Below are 22,909 nucleotides of genomic sequence, written 5' to 3' on the forward strand. Positions count from 1 at the left end.
CGATCCGCTTGGCGACACCTCGCGCAACTCAGGCACTCGCCGCCCCCACCAACACCGGCACTTCGACCCGATCAATCACCTTCGCGCTGATCGACGGGTCGAGCAACCGCCCCAGCCGCGACAGGTGACGGTGGCCCATGATGATCAGCTCGCAACGCAGCTCTTGCGCCTTGGCGACAATCGCTTCAACTGGCAGCCCGGCCACCATGCAGCCCTGGCTGGCGAAGCCGGCTTGCTGCAGTTCGCGCACGGCCTCGGCTACGGCGTGGTCGGCATGCTGCTGTTCCTCGCAGGCGGCGGGGTATTCTTCCCGTTCCTCGGCGGTGTAGGGCGCGGGTTGCGCGTGCACCGCGAAGGTCGAATCGATGGCCAGCAGCACGTGCAGTTCGTGCTCGCCCGGGCGGCAGTAGCGGCGGGCGAGGGCAAGCAGGGCGGCAGATGTGGGGGAGGCGTCGATGGCGATCAGGACGGGGCTGGGCATGCAGGATCCTTGATGTATTTGGGGGCTGGGGCGGCCTCTTCGCGTAGACCAACGTAGGCGCGGGTTTACCCGCGAAAGGGCCGAACCTGCCATGCATCATTCTTGACCCAATCCTTTCCCTGAATAAATGGCCCACCACGCACAAGCGCATTGCGTCCGGTGCAATCCATCAACCTGATACCATCACATTTCCCACAGCTGTAACGGAAAACGGCCATGCAACTTCCGGACATGAACCTGCTTGTCGCCCTCGATGCCTTGCTCGACGAGGGCAGCGTGGTTGGCGCGGCGCAACGCATGAACCTGAGCCCGGCAGCCATGAGCCGGACCCTGGGGCGTATCCGCGAAGCGCTGGGTGACCCGATCCTGGTGCGGGCCGGCCGTGGCCTGGTGCCGACGCCGCGTGCGCTGGCCTTGCGCGAGCAGGTGCATGGCCTGGTGGAGCAGGCCGGGCAGGTATTTCGCAGTCGCGACGATGTCGACCTGGTGAACCTGGACCGTGCCTTCAACATCCGCACCAATGACCTGTTCATCGCCCTGTATGGCGCTCAGTTGTTGCGCATGATGCTGGCCCAGGCACCGCATACGGTGCTGCGTTTTGTGCCGGAGGGCAGCGGCGACGATGATGCGGTGCTGCGCAATGGCCAAATCGACTTGATCATCAGTTCAGCCATTGAACTGGGCCCCGAAATCAAGGTTCAGAGCCTGTTCAACACCTACTTCGTGGGCTTGGCGCGTGAAGGGCACCCGGTTTTCGATGACGAGATCACCCCTGAGCGCTTCGCCGCCTACCCGCACATCAGCGTGTCACGCCGTGGCCGTGCCAATGGGCCTATCGACGTGGCACTGGCCAATTACAAGGTGGAGCGCCGGGTAGCGCTGATCACGACGAGTTTTCACTCCGCGATGTTTTCGCTGCCGGACTCGGACCTGATCTTGCCGATACCCGCCAATATCCTGAACAGTGTGAACAGGCTGAAACTGCCATTGAGGTCCTTCGAGATCCCCGTGCCACTGGAAAAGGTCAATGTCATGCAGGCATGGCACCCGCGGTTCGATAACGACCCGGCCCATCGCTGGCTGCGGCAGACGTTGAAGGCGTGCGGCAGGATGGACCCTTGAGGCGTATGGCACGTGCGCATCCGTTGCCCGATTGCGTTTGACGCAATATAAAACTGCCAACAAGTCAGTTTTCGTAAGCATTCGACCTTTTTAGACTTGCTCCAGTCGCAAATTTGTTGCCGGAGATGTCTGCCCATGAGTTCCCTGTCCGTCCCGTCTGCCGCCATGGCCGCCGCCCCTGCGCCGGCTGCGCCCGCGCAGGCTGCGTTCGGCCTGCAGGTGGTGGTCGGGTTGTTCGGTGTGTTGTTGGCTGTGCTGTGCGCCGGCCTCAACGAGTCGGTAACCAAGATTTCCCTGGCCGATATCCGCGGCGCCATGGGCATCGGTGCCGACGAAGGTGCCTGGTTGCTGGCGGCATACAGCGCCGCTTCGGTCTCCGCCATGGCCTTTGCGCCGTGGCTGGCCACGACCTTCTCGCTGCGGCGCTTCACCATGAGCGCAATTGGTCTGTTCGCCGTGCTTGGCCTGCTGCAACCGTTCGCCCCCAACCTGCACAGCCTGATGTTGCTGCGTGTACTGCAGGGCTTTGCCGCTGGCGCGTTGCCGCCGATGTTGATGAGCGTGGCCCTGCGCTTTTTGCCGCCAGGTATCAAGGTCTATGGCTTGGCCTGCTACGCCCTGACCGCCACCTTCGGCCCCAACCTCGGCACGCCACTGGCGGGGCTGTGGACCGAATACGTCGGTTGGCAATGGGCATTCTGGCAGATCATCCTGCCCTCGCTGCTGGCCATGGTCTGCGTAGGCTGGGGGCTGCCGCAGGACCCGCTGCGCCTGGAGCGTTTCAAACAGTTCGACTGGCGGGGCGTACTGCTGGGCCTGCCCGCCATCAGTTGCACTGTGCTGGGCCTGTCGCTGGGCGACCGCTGGGGTTGGTTCGACTCGCCGCTGATCTGCTGGCTGCTGGGCGGTGGCCTGCTGTTGCTGGTGTTGTTCATGTACAACGAGTGGTCCGAGCCGTTGCCGTTTTTCCAGTTGCGCTTGTTGCAGCGGCGCAACTTGAGTTTCGCCTTGGTGACCCTGGCCGGTGTGCTGATCGTGCTCTCGGGTGTGGGCAGCATCCCGTCGGCCTACCTTGCGCAGATCCAGGGCTACCGCCCAGCGCAGACCAGCCCGTTGATGCTGCTGGTGGCCATGCCGCAACTGATCGCCCTGCCGCTGACGGCGGCACTGTGCAACATCCGTGCAGTGGACTGCCGCTGGGTGCTGGGCATTGGCCTGGCGATGCTGGCGGTGTCCTGTGTTGGCAGCAGCCTGCTGACCAGCGAGTGGATCCGTGGCGACTTCTACCCGTTCTACCTGCTGCAGGTGTTCGGCCAGCCGATGGCAGTGCTGCCGTTGCTGATGCTGTCCACCAATGGCATGACCCCGCAGGAGGGCCCGTTCGCCTCCAGCTGGTTCAACACCGTCAAGGGCCTGGCCGCAGTCATCGCCGGTGGCCTGCTGGATGTTCTTGGCACCCTGCGCCGGCATTTCCATTCCAATCACCTGGTGGACAGCCTGGGCAACGCCCCGCTGGTCGACGTCAACGCCGCCGGCCTGGCCAAGCGCATTCACGACCAGGCGCAGGTATTGACCTCGGCTGACCTCTATCTGGTGCTGGCCTGTATCGCCGTGGCCCTGATCTGCCTGATTCCTTTCGTGCCTACCCGGGTCTATCCGCCGCGTGCGGTGGCTTGAGCCCTGGATGATTTCGAGAACCATTGAAATGACCAACAACCGCAAAACCCTTTTCATCGGCTCGGTGCTGGCCGTGGCCGTCCTGGCCGGCATCGTCGGCCCCTGGATGTTTGGCAGCGATCACCGCCAGAGCACCAATGACGCCTATGTGACCGCCGACTACACCGTGGTCGCGCCCAAAGTCGCCGGTTTCATCAAGCAAGTGCTGGTGGAAGACAATCAGCAGGTCACGGCTGGCCAGTTGCTGGCGACCATCGACGCGCGTGACTACCAGGCCGCGCTGGATGCTGCGCAGGCGCAGTTGCTGGTAGCCCAGGCACAAAGCGCCGATGCCCGCGCCACGCTTGAACGCCAGGACGCGCTGATTGCCCAGGCCGAAGCGGCAGTGAAGGCGGCCCAGGCTGAAGCGGCGTTCGCCGACCATGAAGTCAACCGCTACAGCCGCCTTGCCGAGCAGGGCGCGGGTACCGTGCAGAACGCCCAGCAGGCGCGCAGCGCGGTCGATCAAGCCCGTGCTCGCCTGACCAACGCTCAAGCTGCGCGGGTGGCGGCGCGCAAGCAGGTGGACATCCTCACGGCTCAAGTGGCCAGCGCCGATGGCCAGCTCAAGCGTGCCGAAGCAGGCCTGGAAAAGGCCCAGCTCGATCTGTCCTACACCCGCATCACAGCGCCGGTGGACGGTATGGTCGGCGAACGCGCCCTGCGCGTGGGGGCCTACGTCAACCCGGGCGCCCGCTTGTTGTCGGTGGTGCCGTTGCAGCAGGCTTATGTGGTCGGCAACTTCCAGGAAACCCAGCTGACCCACGTACAGCCGGGCCAGCCGGTGCGCATCAGCGTCGACACCTTCTCCGGCGAAACCCTGCAAGGCCATGTGCAAAGCATTGCCCCGGCTACCGGCGTAACCTTTGCCGCAGTCAAGCCAGACAACGCCACCGGCAACTTCACCAAGGTGGTGCAGCGCATTCCGGTCAAGATCGTTCTCGATGATGGCCAGCCACTGCTCACCCGCCTGCGTGTGGGCATGTCGGTAGAAGCCACCATCGACACGCGTGGCGACAAGCTGGACGGCAAAGAGGTAAGCGCGCGATGAAACCGGGATTACGCTTGAGCCCTTTGCTGCTGGCTGTGCTGCTGACCGGTTGCACCCTGGGCCCGGATTTCCTGCGCCCAGATAGCCAGGCCCCGCAGCAGTGGGCGCCGCTGCAAGGCGAGGCGGCGGCCAGCCAGCCGCAGGCCGAACCGCTTGAACTGCGCTGGTGGGAAACGTTCCACGATGCCCGCCTGAGCGCTTTGATCCAGCGCGTTGCCGAACGCAACCTCGACCTGCAGATGGCCAGCGCGCGGCTGCTGCAAAGCCGTGCCCTGCGCAGTACCTTGGCTGCTGACGAAGTACCGTCGGTGGACGTGAATGCCGGTTACAGCCGCGCTCGTAACAGCGCCGATGGCTTGAGCGATCCGTCCGGCAAAGCCGGGAAAGAAGCCTTCAACCTTTGGCAGGGCGACCTGGTGGCTGGTTGGGAACTGGACCTGTGGGGCCGTGTGCGGCGTCAGGTCGAGGCTGCCGATGCCACGGTCGAAGTGGCCGAGAATGACCGCCGCGGTGTGCTGTTGGCACTGCTTTCGGAAACCGCCGGCAATTACATCCAGCTGCGTGCCGTGCAGCACACCCTCGATGTGACGCAGGATAACCTCAGGGTCGCCCGGCACAGCCTGAAGCTGTCCCAGGACCGCCAGGCCGAAGGCGTTGCCACACGCCTGGATGTGGCCCAGGCCAGCGCCCAGGTCGCTTCTATCGAAGCGCGCCTGCCAAGTCTGGAAGCGCGGCGTGATGACCTGATCAATGCCCTCAGCCTGCTCGCTGCCGAGCCGCCGCGCAGCCTCCAGGCCGAATTGCTGCCAGGCGGCGAGCTGCCTGCGCCGCAGCAGAAGTTTGCCATCGGCTTGCCGTCCGAACTGGCCGAGCGCCGCCCGGACATCCGCCAGGCCGAGGCCCGCCTGCATGCCGCCACTGCCAGTGTTGGCGTGGCCAAGGCGGATTTCTACCCGAGTATCCGCCTGTCGGGCAGTGTCGGCTTCCAGGCGATGCAGCTGTCGGATTTCGGTGGCTGGGATTCGCGCCGGTTCGCCTTCGGTCCACAGATGTCGCTGCCAATTTTCGAGGGCGGCCGGCTCAAGGGCACCTTGGAACTGCGCGAGGCGCAACAGCAGGAAGCCGCGCTGAACTATCGCAAGGTGGTGCTGGGGGCCTGGCATGAAATTGACGATGTGCTACGCCTGTACAACGCCAGTCAGTTGCGCCGTGATCACCTTGCCGAGGCCGTGCGGCAAAACCGTATCGCCCTGGAAACCGCCCAGCGCCAGTATGTGGAAGGGGCGGTGGACTTTCTCAATGTGCTGACGGTGCAAGGCGCGCTGCTGGCCAGCGAGGAGCAATGGATCGACAGCTCGGCGGCGGTGTCGCAGGCGCTGGTGGGGCTTTACAAGGCACTGGGCGGTGGCTGGCAGGCGTTTGACGAGCAGCTGCCGAATGCTCACAGCTAGGGAGGAAGCACAGAGTTTGAAGGGGGGGCACTGCGCTCCATGGCCTGATTCTTTGCAGGCTGCACCGGCCTCTTCGCGGGTGAACCCGCTCCTACACGGCGGCCTGTGTCCAACCACCGATGTGTGTCCACCACCAATCTGTGTAGGAGCGGGTTTACCCGCGAATACGGTAGCGGCGGCAACGGTGAACGGCGGGTGAAAATTGGCCTGCAGGCCCGGCCCTTTCGCGGGTACAGGCAGGCGATCACTCAGAGTGGGCGCAGCAGGCCAAAGCGCTTGCGCAGCGCCCAGTCCAGCAACCGCCGCGGCAGCAACCGTGCCATCAGCGGCAAGGCTGTACTGCCATTCCCCAAACGTACCACTGCGGGCGCCGGCGACTTGCCGACTGCTGCCAGCACGCCTTGGGCAAATACCGCCGCCGACGTTGGCTTGTCCTGCGATGCCCGCGCCCGCGCCTGCACATGCTCACGCAAAGGCCACCACGCCGAGTCGACCGCCAGCACCTGCTCAGCCTGGCGCTGGGCATTGCTGGCGAACTGCGAGGCAATTGCACCCGGCTGTACTTCCATCACCTGCACACCGAACGGCGCCAACTCCAGGCGCAAGGCATCGCTCAGGGCATGCACAGCCGCCTTCGAGGCGCAGTACGCGCCGGCGAAAGGCGTGACCAGCACGCCCGATACACTGCCGATATTCACCACCAGACCGCGTGAGCGGCGTAGCAGCGGGAACAGCGCCCGGGTAACGCCGACCACGGCGAAGACGTTGGTTTCGAACTGCTGGCGCAGGGCGTCGACGCCACCATCGAGCAGTGGGCCCATGGCACCGTAACCCGCGTTGTTGATCAGGATATCGAGGGTTTGCAGTTCCTCTGCCAGGCGGGCCAGTGCCTCGCCGTCGTTTACATCCAGCTGCCGGGCCGTGTAGCCGGCGGCACTCAGTTGCTCGACATCCTCAGGCTTGCGGGCGGTGGCCCAGACATGGTGGCCCGCATCGCGGAAGGCGTCGGCCAGGGCGCGGCCGATGCCGCTGGAACAACCGGTGATCAGGACGGTGGGCATGGTAGGGGCCTGTTGTCATGGAGGATTGGTTGTTGCCTGTGCCGGCCTCTTCGCGGGTCAACCTGCCCCTACACCCTGCAGGAGCGGGTTGACCCGCAAAGAGGCCGGCATAGGCAACACATCAATTGGCAAATGTACCTTGCAGGTGCTCTGCCCGGAATTCCAGGGTCTGCGGCCGATAGCCGGAACGCAGCGGCGGCAATGGCAGGCAGTCATGCCACTCGGCCCCCGGCTGCAATTCACCTGGCCCTCGGTATCGCGGTGCATTGTAGGTGTTCTCGGCCAGGTTTACGGTATCGCCCGGTGCGTACGCTGCCACGCGCCAGCGCAGTTCGGTCAGCGGCACGTCGTTGCCGTTCTTCATGCGTACCTGCAGGGCACGGTCGGCGGGACAGTGTTCGGGGGCGTAGGTCAGGCGCAGGTCCAGGCGTGCCAATCGACTGCTTTCGCGGCTGTCTTGCCAGACCACGAACAAGGCCACCAGGCCCAGGCCAAACACGGCCGCCAGGGAGATGGGAAGAGCCTTGGCTGGGTAACGCAACAACAACACCAGCCAGGTGAGGATCAGCAGGGCACCGATCAGCATCGCGTAATCGCCTCATTCGCGCGCAGGGATATCTACAGCCTATCTAAAACCCAGCGGTCAGGTAACCGGTGAGCAACTATGCCAGAAGCCAGACCTGGCAATACTGCGAGTAGTGGAAAGGGTACATCCATTCTAGATTCCGCCATGCCTATTCAAAAGGAGCATGGCCATGAGTGACACATCGGTTGAGCAAAAACCTGTGCAAGAAATGAAAAAAACGCCTGCCAAGGGCAACGTTACGGCTGTCATCAGCCTTGCGGGTCAAAAGGAGGATTTCGTTTCCGAGGGCGTGGACTACGGGAGCGCTGAAAAATCAGCGTGGTTGTATGCGTACAAGGGGCAGGCCGAAGATGCGGACGTCTACATTGACTTCGATCTGGAACTACAGGAGGGCGTGCGGGATGTCGTTATCGGGGGTGAGGCGAACCGGGCGCTTGTTCACAAGCGCGGCACAACCTATGGCGGCTATGCGAAATCCGGACGTATCCGGAAACTCGAAATGACTGCCACAAGCATCAGGGCTGAATCCTTCGAATTTGAAGGGGAGGATGATTTGCAGCGACCTTTCAGGGTGGTGGGTGGCCCATTCGACATCTACGTCATAGCCCCAAGCGTTGAATAAGCAGGTTCGCCCCTGGTCAGCCCAGGGGCGAGTCAGCATTTACTGCGCGATGGTCTTCACCGAAACGCCGCGCTCGATGGGTGTGGACGTGCGCCCATACACATCCTCGAAGCGCTCGATGTCATCCTCGCCCAGGTAGCTGCCGGACTGCACTTCGATGATCTCCAGCGGGATCTTGCCCGGGTTGCGCAAACGGTGCACCGAAGCGATGGGGATATAGGTCGACTGGTTTTCGGTCAGCAAGAACACGTTCTCGTCGCAGGTCACCTCGGCGGTACCGGATACCACGATCCAGTGCTCGGCGCGGTGATGGTGCATCTGCAGCGACAGGCTGGCGCCCGGCTTGACGGTGATGTGCTTGACCTGGAAGCGGCCGCCCATGTCCACCGAGTCGTACGAGCCCCACGGGCGATACACTTCCAGGTGGTTCTGGGTTTCCGTGCGGCCCTGTTCGTCGAGGGTCTTGACCATCTGCTTGACGCCCTGGACCTTGTCCTTGTGGGCAATCATCATGGCATCCTTGGTCTCGACCACCACGATGTTCTCCAGGCCGATCACCGACACCAGTTTGCCGTTGCCGTGGATCATGCAGTTGCGGCTGTCTTGAACCACCACGTCGCCCTTGGTGACGTTGCCGTTGTCGTCTTTCTCGTGCACTTCCCACAGCGACGACCAGCAGCCTACATCGCTCCAGCCGGCCGACATCGGCACCACGCAGGCACGCTGGGTTTTCTCCATCACCGCATAGTCAATGGAGTTGTCCGGGCAGCAGGCAAAGGTGGCTTCGTCGATGCTCAGCACATCGCCGTCTTCCTGGCTGCGCTCCAGGGCCAGTACGCAGGTATCGTAGATGTCGCCGTCGTGCTTTTTCAGCTCTTCGAGGAAGCGGCTGGCGCGGAACAGGAACATACCGCTGTTCCAGAAGTAACCACCGGCCTGGACGAACTCGGCCGCGCGTTTTTCGTCGGGCTTCTCGACGAACTGCGCAACCCGCGCCACGCCCTCGGGCAGCAGCGCATCCTGGCTGGAACGGATGTAGCCGTAGCCGGTTTCCGGCTTGGTCGCCGGCACGCCGAACAGCACCATCTCGCCACGCTCGGCGGCCACGGTGGCCAAGGCCAAGGCACGTTGCAGGGCTTTCTGGTCATCGATCACATGATCGGCAGGCAGCACCAGCATCAGCTCGTCGCGGCCTTCGTTGACCAGCTTCATGGCAGCCATGGCCACGGCCGGCGCGGTGTTGCGGCCGAACGGTTCCATGAGGATGCCCTGGGTTTCCAGCTTCAGTGCGGCCAGTTGCTCCTGGACGATGAACTTGTGGTCCTTGTTACAGACCACGATCGGGGTGTCCATGCCCTCGAATACCAGGCGCTCGATGGTTTGCTGGAACAGTGTATGTTCACCGGTCAGGGCCAGGAACTGTTTGGGGAACTGCTTGCGCGACAGAGGCCAAAGACGGGAACCGCTACCACCAGAAAGAATTACCGGGATCATCATGTTTCTCCAATAGTCGTTGAGAGGCAGGGGAATCAGTTGCTAGCCACGGGGCGAGTTACCCACACCGGCGACAAGGCGTTGCCGGAACCCGTTACGTACAGCACTGCGGCTTCGCCGCGCTCCAGGGCGACGGGTTTCACGTCACCCACTTTCTTGTCTCCTTGGTACAGCGCCAGGTTGACCTTGACCGGGTTGATTTCGCGTTCGCCACGGCCGTTGGCGGCCACCGGCTTGACCACTTCGGTCTTGCCGTCGGCGGTTTTCAGGGTCAGTTGCTGGTCGCTCAGGTTCTGCACGCGCACCAGGGCTTTCTGCTTGTTCTTGAACGGTGGTTCTTCGATCAGCTTCGGGCTGCCGCTGTTGCTGTTGACCAGGGTGTAGTACTTGTCCGAGGCCAGCTTGACCGGCACGCTCTTGCCGCCGACCTGGGCGGTGTAGTCGCCGCCTGGCAGGAAGCTGAAATCGCTGCTGGCCTGTGCGCCAACCTGTTTGATCTGGGTGTTGCCGACCGACGCGGCGGCGGGTGCGCTGGTCGCGTTGTACAGGCGTACGAAGGTCGAGCCTTTCGGCGCACTTGGGCCATACAGTGCGGCGTCGGCACCGGCGAAGGCCTGCATCGAAGCAAGGGAAAGGCCGGCCGCGAGGGTGAGGGCTTTGGCAATGGAAGTCTTGGTAGTCATGTGCGTTTCCTCTCTATCAGTCAGTGGTCTGTCCGGGTGGACGACAAGGCCAGGTTTTCTTCGGATTTACGGGAGTTTTTCAGCTGCGCGATCCACTGCGGATCGAAGCTGCTGAGGTCGTTTTTCATTGGCAGATAACGTTCGGGGAATTCCCACACCACCACTTGTGGTGCGGCGTTTTTAAAGGCATCGCTTTGCAGGTACTTGAGCATCGGCAGCAGCGGGCCATGGCCGTCTTCGGCGTAGTTGGCGACGTCACTGCGCAGGGCCTGCTGCAGCGCGCCGAGGAAGTTCCAGTGCGGGTTGGCGCTGTAGCTGGTGCCTACCAGTGCAACCGGGATCTGCTTGTCGGCGAACAACGCGTCGCCGGCGTCACCCTCGGCATCGACCGGCCGGGTGGTGCGTTTCTGCAGGTTGTCCGGGGCCGGCAGCAGGTTGCTGAACAAGGGGTCCAGTGGCAGGAAGTTGGTCAGGTCGCCCTTGTAGGGGGCGGTGTTGCCCGCTTCGGTGATGAAGGCTTGTGGGTCGCCATTGAGCAGGCTCTGGCGGCTGACCGCTTCGGCCAGCGCCTGCGCCGCCACTTCGGCACCCATAGGCGTCCAGTGGGTATCGGTACGCAGGAATACCTGGCCGCGGGCCTTGGCCTGCTCCATCGGTGCCATCAGGTCCGGTGCGAACACGTTGGCCTGGCGTGCCTGGGCATGGAACTGGTTGTACAGGTCGTCATGCAGGCTGGCAGGCCGCTCTTTGCCCAGGTACTCGGCGTAGACCCGTGCCTTGGCCGGCACGATCGCCAGCACCAGCTGGCTACCGTGTTGCTGCAGGGTGTCGCGTACGCCACGGATCAGTGCCAGGTTTTCCTGCATCAATTGCTCGGCACCGGCGGTGGGCTTGAATTCTTCGTCGCTGAACAACCACTGGTCGCGGCCCAGTACCACACCTGGGCGGCCTTCGTTGAACAGTTTGAAGTCCATGGCCGCCCACAAGTTGGTGCCCAGGCGCTTGATCGGGAACTCGGCGTCGTAGTGGGTCTCGGCGGCCTTGGCCAGCTTGCCGTTGAGCAGGGTCATCTGCTCGGTGCGCTGGAAACTCTGCAGGCCACCGGTGGACCAGGCGCCCATGCCGACCAGCAGGCCGAGGAACGACAGGGAGTAGGTGATGCGTAATGTCCGGGTCATGGTCATCAACCTCAGAACTGGAAGTAAAGGAACGGCGAGTAGCTTTGCGCCGAAAGCTTGAGGATCGAGGCGACGAACAGCAGCAGGATCAGTGCGCGGGTCATCACCCGGGTCCAGTCCAGGCCGATCGAGCCGTCCGCGTTGACCTGCACCGGGGCCACCTTGGGCGTCGGTCTGGCATTGCGGTAGAAGTCGCGCAGGCCGAAGAACGCCAGGGTGAGGTAGGCGATGACCAGCGTGGCCACCTGCAGACCGGTGAGCTGGGCGCGGTTGAGCTCCGACAGCTGCCAGTCGCCGAAGCTGAACATGGCGCCGTACATACGGGCGGCCACCTGCAGGTTTTCGGCGCGGAAGATCACCCAGCCGACCACCACCAGCAGGAAGGTGAAGGCCCACTTCACCGGGTTGAAGCGCTGCGGGTTGGTGTCGAGGCCCAGCGCGCGCTCGATGGCCAGCCACATGCCGTGCCAGGCGCCCCAGATGATGTAGGTGAAGTTTGCACCGTGCCACAGGCCGCCCAGCAGCATGGTCAGGAACAGGTTGCGGTAGGTATTGAAGGTGCCTTTACGGTTACCGCCCAAGGTGATGTACAGGTAGTCGCGCAGCCAGGTCGACAGGCTGATATGCCAGCGCCGCCAGAACTCGGTGATCGACTGGCTGATATAGGGCTGCTTGAAGTTTTCCATGAAGCGGAAGCCCATCATCAGGCCCAGGCCGATGGCCATGTCGCTGTAGCCGCTGAAGTCGAAGTACAGCTGTGCGGTGTAGGCCAGGGCGCCGAGCCAGGCATCGCCCGTGGTGGGGTTTTGCAGGGCGAAGCAGTGGTCGGCGACCACGGCCAGGGTGTCGGCGATGAACACTTTCTTGATGAAGCCCTGCATGAAGCGGGTGCAGCCTTCGGAGAACTTGTCCAGCGTGTGGGTGCGGTTGTTGAACTGGTCGACCAGGTCCTTGAAGCGCAGCACAGGGCCTGCGATCAGGTGCGGGAAAATCGCCACGAACGCTGCGAAGTCGATCAGGTTGCGGGTAGCTGGGGTGTCACCGCGGTATACGTCGATGATGTAGCTGATTGACTCGAAGATGTAGAACGAGATACCGATCGGCAGCAGCACGTGGGTGAGAATGAATGGCTCCAGGCCAAACGACGTCATGATCGCGTTCAGGCTGTCGACGCCGAAGTTGGCGTACTTGAAGTAGCCGAGGATCGCCAGGTCGACACCCACGCCGAGCAGCAGCCAGCGCTGCGCCGGCTTGGTGCGCACACCGGCGGCACCGACTTTCAGGCCGATCCAGTAGTTCCACAGGGTGACGCCGGCGAACAGTGCCAGGAAGTCCACCCGCCACCAGGCGTAGAAGATGTAGCTGGCGACCAGCAGCAGCAGGTTGCGATAACGTTGCCCGCTCAAGTAGTACAGGCCGAGGAAGATCGGCAAGAACAGGAACAGGAACACGTTGGACGAGAAGACCATCCCGGTTCTCCTAATTTGTTCACAGCATCCAGGGCAAAGCGCCCCCCAAACCCCCCAGTGCAAGACTGGAAGGCAACTTAGATTCCTGTGGGAGCGGGCAAGCCCGCGAACAAGGGCGAAGCCCTTGCCTTGCACCGCGGTGGCTTCTTCGCGGGCATGCCCGCTCCCACAGGTTCCGCCCCCGCAATGGGGGTCAATTCATTTCTTGCTCTCTGCACTCGGGTCGTAGACCCGGGTCACATCGCCCCCCAGCCGGAAGCTGTTGAACGGCTGCATGTCGTGCTTGCGCTCAAGCGTGTCGCCGACGCAGTGGTACAGCGCACACCAGGGCTCGAGCCAGGAGTACTTGCTGTCGACCTTGAGGTCGGTCATGTCCTGTTTCTTGCCCGCACGTGCCTTGAAGTGGCTGGGATCGCGGGCGCCGGCCAGCACGCCTTCACCCAGGCGCTGCAAGGCGAAGTTGTTCTCGGCGCGCAGGTCAACGCCATTGGCCTGGGCGAAGCTGGCAATCATCGCCAGCGGCGGCAAGGCGTAGTTGTGATAGGCCAGCGCGCGCTGCTTGCGCTTGATTTCGTTGGGCAGGAAGCCTTGGTCATCCACCTGGTTGGCGCCCACCTTGTATTCCTTCACGGCCCAGTCGAACAGGTCGCGACGGTCGGTGGCGACGGCGGTAGCCATGACTGACCAGGCCGCCCAGTAGCTGTGGTTGTTGATCTTCTCCAGCGGCAGGTCGCTCCAGTCACGCACAGTCTGCTCGGCCAGGCGGCTGAGCCAGTTTTCGATCAGGTCGGCCTCGGCCTGGTGTGCCGCCAGCGGTTGCGAGTTGGAGAATTTCAGCCGCAACCATGAACCGCTCATGCTGCCCAGCGCCCATTTGCGCATCGACTTGCCGGTATGGTTGTAGTCGGTGGACAGCAATGCACCGGCGCGTGCCCAGCTACCCAGCCACGTCAGGGTGCAGTCGAGTTGCGCCGGGCGGCCGTCGCGCATGTACTGGCCGACCATCTTGCTCACGCCTTTCTCCAGCGTGGTGATGTCTTCGGTCGACGTGCGGAAGGCCTTTTCCGAGGCTGCGTTGAGCGTTGCCCGTGCCTTGTCCGAGCCTTCGTACTTGCTGCGAAACTGCAGCGGGCCGGTGTATGGCTTGGGCGTCGCTTCGCAGCGGAAGTTACCCTCACCGGTCTTGAGCTTTTCGATCCCCTGGTAGTAACCCTGCGGCGGTACCAGCGCGGCGTGCGCAGCACCGCCAAACAAGGCCAACGCGAGCAGGGCGGGGCTGGAGATTCGCTTGAAAATGGTCATGGGTCGCCTCACTGGCCAGCCTGCGCGGTCTGCGCAGGCACGGCGAAGTTGTTGCGTTTGCAGAGTTTGGCTTCGACCTTCTGGGTGCCGCTTTCCGGCCCCTGTACCTCGAACGCCAGCAGGCTCTGGCTGGCCCAGTCCTCGTCTTCGCGCATCTGGAAGACGAAGCGGCCGTCGGTGTCGGAGGTTTCCGGTTTTTCCAGCTTGATGTCCTCATGGCGGCCGTTGAGGTACCAGAGGGTGGCCTGCAACACCTTCACCGAGGGGTCTTCGAACTTGACGTCCATCTGCAGGTTGCGGTTGATCAAGTCTTTGATCACGCCACCCTTGCCGTTGACCATCAGCTCGTTCTTGCCAGGCTTGAGGGTGGTGCTGGCGCTCATCAGGGCTGGGCGGTCGTCGCAGCCGTCGTCGAGCAGGCCAAGGATTTGCCGCCAGATGGTTTCCTGGTCCAGGCGGTACAGCGGGGAGAATTCCCAGATCAGGATCTTCGGCGGGTTCTTCTGGAATTCCTCGCTGCCCAGGTACTGGATCATCGACCCTTCCAGGCCGCCGCCTGGGAAGGCGACGTTGAGCACGTCGGCGCCGATGTATTGCTCGAGGAAGCCCGAGAAGTTGTAGTTCTTGCCACTGTGGCTGGTACCGACCAGGGTGATCTGCGCATTGCCGCTGTCACCGAACAGGTCGTCGCCACCGCTCGAGCCTTTCGGCTCGGTGGCGAACTGGTCCATGTACTGGACGGCGTAGCTGGTGCCGCACAGTTGGCCGGCAACGTTGTGCAGGGTGCCGGTCTTGCCCATGCGCCCGGACTTCTTCGTCTCGAATTCCTTGCGTGGGATGCCTTCGAAGGCCGGCATCTTGTGCACGGTGTCGGCCACGATCTTCGCCGCGCGCTCGGCCCCGTACGGCGTCCAGTGCTGGTCGCCACGGAAGTAGAAGTCCTTGCCCTGGTCAGCGGCGGCCAGTTGCTCGTTGGTCAGCGGTGACAGGTCGGGCACGTTGTAGCCCATGCTGGCGAAGCGCTTGAGCATGGCCTGGTAGTTGCCCAGGGCCTTCTGGTAGTCGAACGCGGCTTTTTCGGCCGGGTTGAGCATGTTGCGGTTCACCAGGCCGCGGGTCGGCTGGTACACCACCACCAGTTCCACGCCACGTTTCTTGAACGCGTCGTGTACTTGCTGCAGGCGTTTGTAGCCGGCTGGGGTGGTGTTGAACTCGGTGCGCAGGTCTTCGCGGGTGCGGAACAGCCAGTCGCCCTGGGCCTGCACCAGCGTGGTGAAGTTTTGCTGATAGCGGGTGGTGTAGCGGCTGGCATCGTGCGCTTCAGGGCACAACTGGCAGCAGGGCTCGGCGTTGAAGGTCGGGGCCTTGACGTCTTCGGCGCGCACGCCCTGGCTGATTGCCAGAAGGGCGGCGGACAGGCCCAGCAGTTTCATCAGGTGTGGAGTCATGGTCTGGGCTTCCTTAATCGATCATTTCGGTCTGGCGTTCGACCGGGTCGATCAGCACAGCCTTCTGCTGGCGTACCAGCAGGTCGAGGATTTCGTCCTGGCGCTCACCCAGCACACCATTGAGGCTGATGCCGCTGGCCTTGCGTGGGGCGAGCATGGACACCTTGTACAGCTCGACCGACAGCGGCGAGTCGATCGACAGCGGGCCGGAGCCGTTGGCCGACAGCTCGCCACCCACCACGATCAGCGACACCTTGGTGTCGAACGGGTCGAGGGCGATGTCGCGGTCGGTGTCGGACAGGTCCTTGATGTGGCCGTATACGCCGACCAGGCCGTTGGCCATGGCGACGTTTTCGTACAGGCGGATGTTCACGCTGTTACGCACGCGGATGCCGTGGCGGCGGTTGTTGACCAGCTTGTTGCCCCAGATCAGGTTGTCGCCGCTTTCGTACAGGGTGATGCCGTCGGTGTGGTTGCGGTAGATCTCGTTGTAGGCCACCAGGTTGTTGACGCTGTTACGGTCGATCACCACGCCCGAGAGCTTGTTGTCGTAGCTCTTGTTGTTGATGATCCAGCTGTCGTTGACCTCACGCGAAACGATGATGCCGTGCTTCTTCTTGGTGCCGTACACCGTGTTGCCGGCGATGATCAGGCGATGCGAACGGTCGTGCGGGTCAATGCCGTAGACGATGTTGTCGCGGTAGGTGCTGTCCTTGATCACGAAGTCCTGGGTTTCGTAGCAGTAGAAGCCGTACCACATGTCGCTGAACTCCGAACCGATGATCCAGCCGGTGGGCTCCGGGCGGCCCATGCGCTTGGCCATGTTCGGCGTGTACTGCGAGATGCTCACGCCATACGACTTGGACTTGGCGTAGCCGAAGCTGGCCATCTTCGTATTGACGATGTAGGTCTCGGTACCGCCCCACGACAGCAGGAACGGGCGGAATTCCTTGGGCGAGCGGAAGGTCGAAGGGCCGTTGTCCTTTTCCCGCCAGCCGGTCACCTGGGTGTCGGTTACGAACAGCTTGCCGTCATTGACCAGAAAAGCGCCGCCCTCCTGGGACAGGCGCAGCTGTTTGACCTTGCCGTCGATCTCGAGGATGCCCTTTTGCCCGACCACGATCGGCAGGCGTGCCAGGTAAACCCCAGGCTCGACTTCGCTGAAGTACTGTTTGGGTACCTTCTTGCTCAACTCGGTCAGGTCGACATGGCCGTCATCGACGAAGATCGCCTGCGGGATGCCGTGCTGGCGCTGCACCCACTCGGCGGCTTTGTTGTCGCCGCCGACGAACTCCTTGAGGGTGTCCTCCTGGAACATACGGCGCAGGCTGACCTTGCCCTTGTGGCGGCGGTCGATTTTCTTCTGCACCGCCTCGGCCGTGAAACCGGTGAGGTCGGGCAGCTTTGGCGGGTCCATCTGCAGCGGCTCGATCGGTGCGCTGGCCACCGTATAGGTCTTGGCCTGCTGCAGCTCCTTGGCGATCACCTGGGGCTCTGCGGCAGTGGCCAGGCCGCTTGCCAGCAGCAAGGCACTGGCCAACAGGCTGTGACGTAAGTGCGGGTGAAGGTTCATCACGGTCAGTCCCCTACCGGCCTCAGAAGCGCCAGATGACGTCGACGAAGGCGCGGTGCATGTACGAGTCCGCTTCCTTGCCGTAGGCGTCGCCCGGCTTGAATACACCGGCACGCAGGCGCACCAGGGCTGACGGCTCGTCGATGGCCTGGCTCATCGAAGCCGGCAGCAGGCCTTGCTTGAAGTACTTGGTCACGACCACGTCCATTTCCTGGCCGAGGTCTTTTTCGCCATCGACCAGCGGGCGATTCACGCCGTTGTCGTTGACCACCGCGTTGATGCCACTGGAACCGATGTTCTGGTTGCCATCGACCCGCCAGAATTTGTGGTAGATCAGGCTCGCGTCATAGTCGTCACGCAGCTGCCACGAAGCGAACAGGGTGGCGGCCTGCAGGTTGCCCAGCTCGCCGCGGAACGCTTCGCCGAAGCGGTGCACACGCGAGCGGGTGCCGGTGAAGTTGGAGCGGTTGCTCTCCAGGCCGGTCTGCTCGAAGTTGTTCGAACCGTCATCGCCGCCGCCGCCGCTACCGCGGGCGTACGCGGCGCCGACCTGCCATTGCGGGTCCAGACGCAGGCGGATACCGAGGTCGGTTGCCCAGGCGTTGACGTCACCGCTCTGCTTGCCGGTGGCGACCTGGTCGTCACCCACCTGCTGGGTGCTCAGCTTGTCGCGGTCACCGGTCAGCCAGGTGACGCTGCCCCAGTAATTCACGGTGTGGTCGTTGCGCCAGTTGTAGGCGTCGCTGTTGGCCTCCAGGCCCAGCCAGGTAAGGTCGCCAGTGCGGGTCTTGTCCAGCGCGTCGACCGTTTCGCCGGGGTTCTTCAGGCTGCCGCTGTCATGTGTGTGGTGAGCGCGCAGGCCAACCCAGTGGCCAGGGGTCCACTGTGTGGCGACGTTGCCGTAGATGTGGGTGCGGTCCTTGTCTTCCGGCGCCAGTTCGGTGAGATCGGTGCGGTATTCGCTGAAACGCTGGGCGACGCCCAGGTCGGCCTTGAGCAGCGTGGTGTCGAAGGTCCAGTTCAGCGCTTCGATGTTGGTATCGCGCCACATGCCATCGTCGCTGCGCAGGCGCTGGCGACCGAAGCGCAGTTGCTCGCCTGGGTAGGCGGTAAGGCCGCTGTAGCCGACCCAGAACTCGCGCATGGCCAGGTAGCTTTTGTCTGGTTGACGGCTGTCGTCGCCGGTGTCGGTGCTGGTGCCGTCGTCGTTCTGGCGCAAGGTGTCGGTTTCGATGGTGTCGGTCGCAGCGACTGCCTGGCCCATGGCGTAGGCACTCCAGTTACCGCGCTCGCCGTACACCCACGGGCGCAGATCCAGGCCCAGGCCGTTGACGTCGCCGCCAGAGCGGGTGCCCAGGTCACGGTCGTCTTCCGACTGGCCGGTGATTTTCACGTCCAGGCCGAAGTTTTTTTCAGCGGTCATTTCCGCCAGGGTCGGGCAGGACCACAGCAGGGCGAAGCTCAGGCCGATGCCGGCTTTCACGAAGGGATTGAGCGTCATAGCGAGTCCTCACCGTCTACTTCTTTTTCGTCGTCTTGCAGGGCTTCGAGGGCCAGGGTGCTATTCGCGCCCTGCGCCAGGCTGCCGCGTGCACGCTTTTCCTGGTCCAGCAGTTGCTGGGCCTGGTTGCGCTGATCAGGTGTCAGTTGCTGGTCGAGCTGCAGCAGCAGTTCGGCTGATTGCGGCGTCGGGTTGGCCTGCGACAGCTGGGCGAACACCCAGGCGTTGCCCGGTTGCGGGCGGATGCCGTGGCCCTCGCTGAACAGCTGAGCCAAGGCATAGTCGGCGCTGTTCTGCCCGCCACGGGCGGCGGCCAGCAGGTGGTCGACGGCTTTCTGCGGCTCGACATTGCCCAGGTAGCCGCGGCGGTAAAGCTGGCCCAGGTAGTAATGGGCGCTGATCTCACCGGCTTCGGCAGCGGCTTGCAGGTGCTGCTCGGCTTTTTGAGCGTCGGCTGGCAGGGTTTTGCCTTCGTAGTACAGACGGCCCAGCAGCAGTTCGGCGCGTGGCTGTTCAGCTTCGCGGCCTTTGTCGATGTAGGCCATCAACTGGTCGGTGTCGCCCAGTTCGGGGAAGTCGTATACCAGCTGTGCCAGGCTGACCCAGGACGCCGGGTTGGCCGGGGCTACTTGCTCGAGCAGGTCCTTGGCGGTTTTTTCGTCGGTCTGGCCAAGGCTACGGTCGGCCAGCACGCGGGCCACGCTGTCAACACGGGTGGCCGGCACTGCGCCACGGGCGTAGGCGGCCTTCAGCTGGCCGAGCAGGGCGGCTTGCTGGTCGGCCTGGCCGCGTTTCTGGTACACGGTGGCCAGTTCGACGTAGCAGATGTCGGTGCTGTTGAGCGCCGCCTTGCAGATCTTTTCCACTTCGCCCAGGTGCTGGTCATAGGTGCCCTGGGTGCGGTACAGCAGCACCTGGGCCAGGCCCGCTTCCGGGTTGCCGGCGGCGCGCCACTGGTCGATCTGCTGCTGCGCGTTGACCTTGGGGAAGCTCTGCGGGTAGCTGAGGTAGAGCATCGCCAGTGGGATCAAGGTGTTGCTTTCGCCTTGACTGGCCGCTTGCTTGAGCAGGGTCTCTGCTTCTTCGCGCTCGGCCTGGGTGCTGTCCGGCTTGGCCACCAGCAGGCGGCCAAGGCGCGCCTGGGCGCGTGGCGACGTGGCGGCTGCAGCGCGATAGGTGGCTTCGGCTTCCTTGATTTGCGAGGGGTCGCGGGTGGCCACCTTGATGTCCGCAAGGCCGACTTGCGCTTCGCTGTAGCCCAGGTCGGCCAGCGCCTTGTAGTTGCGCTCGGCCAATGCCGTGTCACCGCGCTTCATGGCCTCGTTGGCCAGGCGCTGGTCGGGCAGGCCGGCACAGCCGGCCAGGGTGATGGCGGCGGCCAGTGCACACAATCCCAGGTTCACGCGGACCTTGTAGGTATCAGAGATCATTGTCCGTCCCTCACAGGCCACGGGCCACGGCTTTGTCGATCAGCCAGTTCAGCGAGGGGCCACGGTCGCTGTTGACCGAGGCCGGGCGGCCGGCCAGTTCGGCGGGCAGGCCGCTGTCTGGCTTGATCTGCACGCGGATGTCGGAGGACAGGTCTTCGCTGTTGAGGCTGGCGCTGCTGACGATCTGGCCGGTGCGCACTTCGTCTTCGCCGGCCACCTGGAAGTTGACCCGGGTACCCGGCTTGACCTCGTCGAACTGGCGGTAGCTGAAGCGCGCCTCGACCATCGGGTTGGTGGTGCGTGGGATCAGCTGGAAGATCGGCTGGCCCTTGGCTGCGTACTGGCCGTCGTCCACCAACTGGCGCGCGACCACGCAATCGCAGGGGCTGGTGAGGGTGCCGGACAGCTGCTTGCCGAACAGCTCCTCGATCTTCGCCGGCTCCAGCTGTGCGTCTTCAAGGTTGCCCTTGAGCATGTCCAGCATGCTGGTGGTGAAGCTGGCCAGTGGCGCGCCCTTGGCGATCTGCCCACCGCTTTCGACCAGGCTGCTTACGGTACCGTCGCGCGGCATGGTGACGTTGGTGGTGGGCACTGCGACCACACCGGCTTCGGCGTGGCTGACGAAATACATGCCATACAACGATTTGGCGACGAAGCCGAAGGCCGCAATGCCGACCACGAACACGCCCAGTGTGACGGTGACTGCCTTGAAACGGCCGAAGGCGCTCAGGCCCGACCCACCGTCCTTCTGCTTGCGCGCCTTGGTGAAGTTGTCACGTTGCAGGGTGCTGAGTACGTCGCCGATGCTGATCAGCTCACCCGACAGGTGGCTGGTGATGATGTGCCGCAACGTGGCGATGTCGCGAGGTTCAAGGTTCTGGAACTGCGCACCGATACGGCCATTGTCCGGGTTGTACGAGCGCACCTGGAACTCGATGTCCATCGACAGGCCCAGGTTGTCGACCACGAACTGCAGGCGCCCGCGCAGCACATCGCCCACCGACTGCGGTTGCTTGGTGTGGAAGCTCAGGCCGCCGGCAGAAAGGTCTTCGACCTTGACTTCGTGGACCTGGCGCTGGGCGTCCAGGAACCGCAGCTTGGCGGGAATGCGTACCCGGGCGTGTTGGCGCTGGGCTTCGGACTCATGCACGACATTGACGTTCACGGCGGTATTCATGGTGGTTTGTTCCTGTTAGATCCGATCCGGGTTGGGCTCACACGACCATGAACAGCACAGCAACGAAGATGCTGGCAGCCGAGAAGGTCATGGTCCGCGAGGACCAGGTGTTGAACCATTGTTGAAAGCTGGCGAGGTCACGCTTGAGGGCAGTGGGCTGACGCGTCCACGACTGCTTGTCGAGGCGGAAGAACACGTAGATCTTCATCAGCGCGCCGATGATCTGGTTGTAATAGAGAATCAACGGGTAGGCTGGGCCTACGTTGTGGCCTGAGCACAGCAGCATGATGGTGAGGATCAGGCGCGTAATGCCGATCCACAGCAGGTACACCAGCAAGAAGGCCATGCCGAACTTGAGGCTGGCGATCACCGCCACGGTCAGGCCCAGCAGGCTGGTCCACATCGACACGCGCTGGTCGAACAACACGATGCTGGTGAACAGCCCCAGGCGACGCAGGCCAAGGCCCAGTGCCCGTGAGTTCTGCCGCAGGTTGTTGCCGTACCAGCGGTACATCAGCTTGCGGCTGGCCTTGAGGAAGCTTTTTTCCGGCGGATGCTCGACCGTGTTGATGGCGGCGTCCGGCACGTAGAAGGTGTCGTAGCCCAGGCGCATCAGGCTGAACCAGCTGGACTTGTCGTCCCCGGTAAGGAACTTGAAGCGGCCCAGGCGCCAGTGCATCAGCGAGTCGCTTTCGACGTCGGCGATGAACTCGGGGTTGGTCACCACACTGGCGCGGAACATCGACATGCGCCCGGTCATGGTAAGCACGCGCTTGGACAGGGCCATCGAGCACATGTTGATGTGGCGCTGGGCGAAGCGCAGCTTGTGCCACTCGCTCATGATGTAGCCGCCACGCACTTCGCAGAATTCATTGGTGGTCAGGCCGCCCACATTGGGGAACAGCTTGAACCACGGCACGGTCTTGCGCACCACGCCGTCGGCCAGCACGGTGTCACCGTCGATTACCGCCACCACGGCGTTCTCGTCCGGCAGCATGCGCGAGATGGCGCGGAAGCCGTAGGCCAGGCCATCGCGCTTGCCGGTACCGGCGATACGCACGATGTCCAGCTTCACGTGGGCCGGCGGGTTGTACTTGGCCCACAGGCTCTTCACCAGCAGTTCATCGGACATTTCCACCAGCGAGCAGACCACGGTGGTGGGGAAGCCGCAGTTGATCGCCTCGCGGATCACCGAGCTGTACACCTGAGCGGTGGTCAGCGCTTCGATACGGAAGCTGGTGACCATCAGGTAGACATGCGACGGGTCGGTGGCGTTACCCATTTTCTGCACCTTGCGGCGCAGATACGGGTACACGCCGTAGAGGAAGATCATGCCGCGGATGAAATGGGTGGCGCCCATGGAGTAGCGCCAGATGCCGACTGCGCCGACCAGGAAGATGAAGTGCTTCGACTGCGAGTCGAAGATATCAGCTGGCAGGGCCAGGGCGATCAGCATGAGCAGGCTCATGTAGAGCAGCCACCCGGCGCACTGCAACAGCACTGTCTGGAGCCTTTGCATGTTCAGCATCCGTCGAGAATTCGGGAAAGGGTGGGCAGCGAGGAG

Annotated in this window: 19 protein-coding genes; 5 read left to right on the forward strand and 14 right to left on the reverse strand. The window is 63.3% G+C overall.

The window, feature by feature from the left end; translation table 11 throughout:
* Window positions 1–28 precede the first annotated feature (28 nt).
* Window positions 29–481 carry a universal stress protein gene (locus ACTJJN_RS12540; protein ID WP_088513316.1) on the reverse strand — a complete coding sequence of 151 codons (453 nt, stop codon included), beginning with the start codon at window positions 479–481 and terminating at the stop codon, window positions 29–31.
* A gap of 216 nt (window positions 482–697) precedes the next feature.
* Here ACTJJN_RS12540 and ACTJJN_RS12545 point away from each other — a divergent pair, with 216 nt between their 5' ends.
* The 4 genes from ACTJJN_RS12545 (at window position 698) to ACTJJN_RS12560 (ending at window position 5,821) form a co-directional block, all read left to right on the forward strand.
* Window positions 698–1,603: a LysR family transcriptional regulator gene (locus ACTJJN_RS12545; RefSeq protein WP_003251728.1), complete on the forward strand. Its 906-nt coding sequence runs from the start codon at window positions 698–700 to the stop codon at window positions 1,601–1,603.
* A 135-nt stretch (window positions 1,604–1,738) separates the two neighbouring features.
* Window positions 1,739–3,280: an MFS transporter gene (locus ACTJJN_RS12550; protein ID WP_440781298.1), complete on the forward strand. Its 1,542-nt coding sequence runs from the start codon at window positions 1,739–1,741 to the stop codon at window positions 3,278–3,280.
* 28 nt (window positions 3,281–3,308) lie between these two features.
* Window positions 3,309–4,370, forward strand: coding sequence for an HlyD family secretion protein (locus ACTJJN_RS12555; RefSeq protein ID WP_440781299.1), 1,062 nt, complete (start codon window positions 3,309–3,311; stop codon window positions 4,368–4,370).
* Window positions 4,367–5,821 (forward strand): efflux transporter outer membrane subunit, encoded by a 1,455-nt coding sequence (locus tag ACTJJN_RS12560; RefSeq protein ID WP_440781300.1) that lies wholly within the window; start codon window positions 4,367–4,369, stop codon window positions 5,819–5,821. The genes ACTJJN_RS12555 and ACTJJN_RS12560 overlap by 4 nt, the downstream gene beginning before the upstream one ends.
* Before the next feature lie 248 nt (window positions 5,822–6,069).
* Here ACTJJN_RS12560 and ACTJJN_RS12565 read toward each other — a convergent pair whose 3' ends face one another.
* Both ACTJJN_RS12565 and ACTJJN_RS12570 read right to left on the reverse strand, forming a co-directional pair.
* The gene (locus ACTJJN_RS12565) at window positions 6,070–6,882 is read right to left on the reverse strand and encodes an SDR family oxidoreductase (RefSeq protein ID WP_003251736.1); all 813 of its coding nucleotides are present in this window, start codon (window positions 6,880–6,882) and stop codon (window positions 6,070–6,072) included.
* A 121-nt stretch (window positions 6,883–7,003) separates the two neighbouring features.
* Window positions 7,004–7,468, reverse strand: coding sequence for a hypothetical protein (locus tag ACTJJN_RS12570; protein WP_004577148.1), 465 nt, complete (start codon window positions 7,466–7,468; stop codon window positions 7,004–7,006).
* A 169-nt stretch (window positions 7,469–7,637) separates the two neighbouring features.
* Between ACTJJN_RS12570 and ACTJJN_RS12575 the strand changes: the two genes are divergently transcribed.
* Window positions 7,638–8,090 carry a hypothetical protein gene (locus ACTJJN_RS12575; protein WP_088513320.1) on the forward strand — a complete coding sequence of 151 codons (453 nt, stop codon included), beginning with the start codon at window positions 7,638–7,640 and terminating at the stop codon, window positions 8,088–8,090.
* Between the two features lie 39 nt (window positions 8,091–8,129).
* On the opposite strand, the gene ACTJJN_RS12580 is transcribed toward ACTJJN_RS12575, so the two are convergent.
* The 11 genes from ACTJJN_RS12580 to ACTJJN_RS12630 all read right to left on the reverse strand — a co-directional run bounded on the left by ACTJJN_RS12580 (window position 8,130) and on the right by ACTJJN_RS12630 (window position 22,864).
* The gene (locus tag ACTJJN_RS12580) at window positions 8,130–9,584 is read right to left on the reverse strand and encodes a mannose-1-phosphate guanylyltransferase/mannose-6-phosphate isomerase (RefSeq protein ID WP_003251742.1); all 1,455 of its coding nucleotides are present in this window, start codon (window positions 9,582–9,584) and stop codon (window positions 8,130–8,132) included.
* Window positions 9,585–9,619: 35 nt separating this feature from the next.
* Window positions 9,620–10,267 (reverse strand): alginate O-acetyltransferase AlgF, encoded by a 648-nt coding sequence (locus ACTJJN_RS12585; protein ID WP_003251744.1) that lies wholly within the window; start codon window positions 10,265–10,267, stop codon window positions 9,620–9,622.
* 20 nt (window positions 10,268–10,287) lie between these two features.
* Window positions 10,288–11,445 carry an alginate O-acetyltransferase gene (locus tag ACTJJN_RS12590; RefSeq protein WP_003251747.1) on the reverse strand — a complete coding sequence of 386 codons (1,158 nt, stop codon included), beginning with the start codon at window positions 11,443–11,445 and terminating at the stop codon, window positions 10,288–10,290.
* Window positions 11,446–11,456: 11 nt separating this feature from the next.
* A complete protein-coding gene (locus ACTJJN_RS12595) occupies window positions 11,457–12,914 on the reverse strand; it encodes an MBOAT family O-acyltransferase (RefSeq protein WP_047604385.1) in 1,458 nt (485 codons plus the stop codon).
* Window positions 12,915–13,112: 198 nt separating this feature from the next.
* Window positions 13,113–14,216 carry a mannuronate-specific alginate lyase gene (locus ACTJJN_RS12600; RefSeq protein WP_440781301.1) on the reverse strand — a complete coding sequence of 368 codons (1,104 nt, stop codon included), beginning with the start codon at window positions 14,214–14,216 and terminating at the stop codon, window positions 13,113–13,115.
* Between the two features lie 8 nt (window positions 14,217–14,224).
* Entirely contained in the window at window positions 14,225–15,664 is a 1,440-nt protein-coding gene (locus ACTJJN_RS12605) for an alginate O-acetyltransferase (RefSeq protein WP_012053674.1), read from the reverse strand.
* A 13-nt stretch (window positions 15,665–15,677) separates the two neighbouring features.
* The gene (algG, locus tag ACTJJN_RS12610; RefSeq protein WP_135199071.1) at window positions 15,678–17,237 is read right to left on the reverse strand and encodes a mannuronan 5-epimerase AlgG; all 1,560 of its coding nucleotides are present in this window, start codon (window positions 17,235–17,237) and stop codon (window positions 15,678–15,680) included.
* Window positions 17,238–17,259: 22 nt separating this feature from the next.
* On the reverse strand, window positions 17,260–18,738 hold the full coding sequence (locus tag ACTJJN_RS12615) for an alginate export family protein (protein ID WP_003251756.1): 1,479 nt from the start codon (window positions 18,736–18,738) through the stop codon (window positions 17,260–17,262).
* On the reverse strand, window positions 18,735–20,168 hold the full coding sequence (gene algK / locus ACTJJN_RS12620) for an alginate biosynthesis TPR repeat lipoprotein AlgK (RefSeq protein WP_440781302.1): 1,434 nt from the start codon (window positions 20,166–20,168) through the stop codon (window positions 18,735–18,737). The genes ACTJJN_RS12615 and algK overlap by 4 nt, the downstream gene beginning before the upstream one ends.
* A 10-nt stretch (window positions 20,169–20,178) precedes the next feature.
* Window positions 20,179–21,345, reverse strand: a complete 1,167-nt coding sequence (locus ACTJJN_RS12625; RefSeq protein WP_440781303.1) for a PilZ domain-containing protein — start codon at window positions 21,343–21,345, stop codon at window positions 20,179–20,181.
* Window positions 21,346–21,382: 37 nt separating this feature from the next.
* Complete coding sequence (locus tag ACTJJN_RS12630) at window positions 21,383–22,864, reverse strand: glycosyltransferase family 2 protein (protein ID WP_003251762.1); 1,482 nt, start codon at window positions 22,862–22,864, stop codon at window positions 21,383–21,385.
* Window positions 22,865–22,909: the final 45 nt, after the last annotated feature.

It is taken from the genome of Pseudomonas sp. 22515 (assembly GCF_052044625.1).
In the GTDB taxonomy this organism is placed as follows: domain Bacteria; phylum Pseudomonadota; class Gammaproteobacteria; order Pseudomonadales; family Pseudomonadaceae; genus Aquipseudomonas; species Aquipseudomonas alloputida.

Excerpts from the sequence above, each read along its gene's own strand:
- ACTJJN_RS12540 (WP_088513316.1), bottom strand. The coding sequence starts at position 481 with ATGCCCAGCCCCGTCCTGATCGCCATCGACGCCTCCCCCACATCTGCC.
- ACTJJN_RS12545 (WP_003251728.1), top strand. The coding sequence starts at position 698 with ATGCAACTTCCGGACATGAACCTGCTTGTCGCCCTCGATGCCTTGCTC.
- ACTJJN_RS12550 (WP_440781298.1), top strand. The coding sequence starts at position 1,739 with ATGAGTTCCCTGTCCGTCCCGTCTGCCGCCATGGCCGCCGCCCCTGCG.
- ACTJJN_RS12555 (WP_440781299.1), top strand. The coding sequence starts at position 3,309 with ATGACCAACAACCGCAAAACCCTTTTCATCGGCTCGGTGCTGGCCGTG.
- ACTJJN_RS12560 (WP_440781300.1), top strand. The coding sequence starts at position 4,367 with ATGAAACCGGGATTACGCTTGAGCCCTTTGCTGCTGGCTGTGCTGCTG.
- ACTJJN_RS12565 (WP_003251736.1), bottom strand. The coding sequence starts at position 6,882 with ATGCCCACCGTCCTGATCACCGGTTGTTCCAGCGGCATCGGCCGCGCC.
- ACTJJN_RS12570 (WP_004577148.1), bottom strand. The coding sequence starts at position 7,468 with ATGCTGATCGGTGCCCTGCTGATCCTCACCTGGCTGGTGTTGTTGTTG.
- ACTJJN_RS12575 (WP_088513320.1), top strand. The coding sequence starts at position 7,638 with ATGAGTGACACATCGGTTGAGCAAAAACCTGTGCAAGAAATGAAAAAA.
- ACTJJN_RS12580 (WP_003251742.1), bottom strand. The coding sequence starts at position 9,584 with ATGATCCCGGTAATTCTTTCTGGTGGTAGCGGTTCCCGTCTTTGGCCT.
- ACTJJN_RS12585 (WP_003251744.1), bottom strand. The coding sequence starts at position 10,267 with ATGACTACCAAGACTTCCATTGCCAAAGCCCTCACCCTCGCGGCCGGC.
- ACTJJN_RS12590 (WP_003251747.1), bottom strand. The coding sequence starts at position 11,445 with ATGACCCGGACATTACGCATCACCTACTCCCTGTCGTTCCTCGGCCTG.
- ACTJJN_RS12595 (WP_047604385.1), bottom strand. The coding sequence starts at position 12,914 with ATGGTCTTCTCGTCCAACGTGTTCCTGTTCCTGTTCTTGCCGATCTTC.
- ACTJJN_RS12600 (WP_440781301.1), bottom strand. The coding sequence starts at position 14,216 with ATGACCATTTTCAAGCGAATCTCCAGCCCCGCCCTGCTCGCGTTGGCC.
- ACTJJN_RS12605 (WP_012053674.1), bottom strand. The coding sequence starts at position 15,664 with ATGACTCCACACCTGATGAAACTGCTGGGCCTGTCCGCCGCCCTTCTG.
- algG (WP_135199071.1), bottom strand. The coding sequence starts at position 17,237 with ATGAACCTTCACCCGCACTTACGTCACAGCCTGTTGGCCAGTGCCTTG.
- ACTJJN_RS12615 (WP_003251756.1), bottom strand. The coding sequence starts at position 18,738 with ATGACGCTCAATCCCTTCGTGAAAGCCGGCATCGGCCTGAGCTTCGCC.
- algK (WP_440781302.1), bottom strand. The coding sequence starts at position 20,168 with ATGATCTCTGATACCTACAAGGTCCGCGTGAACCTGGGATTGTGTGCA.
- ACTJJN_RS12625 (WP_440781303.1), bottom strand. The coding sequence starts at position 21,345 with ATGAATACCGCCGTGAACGTCAATGTCGTGCATGAGTCCGAAGCCCAG.
- ACTJJN_RS12630 (WP_003251762.1), bottom strand. The coding sequence starts at position 22,864 with ATGCAAAGGCTCCAGACAGTGCTGTTGCAGTGCGCCGGGTGGCTGCTC.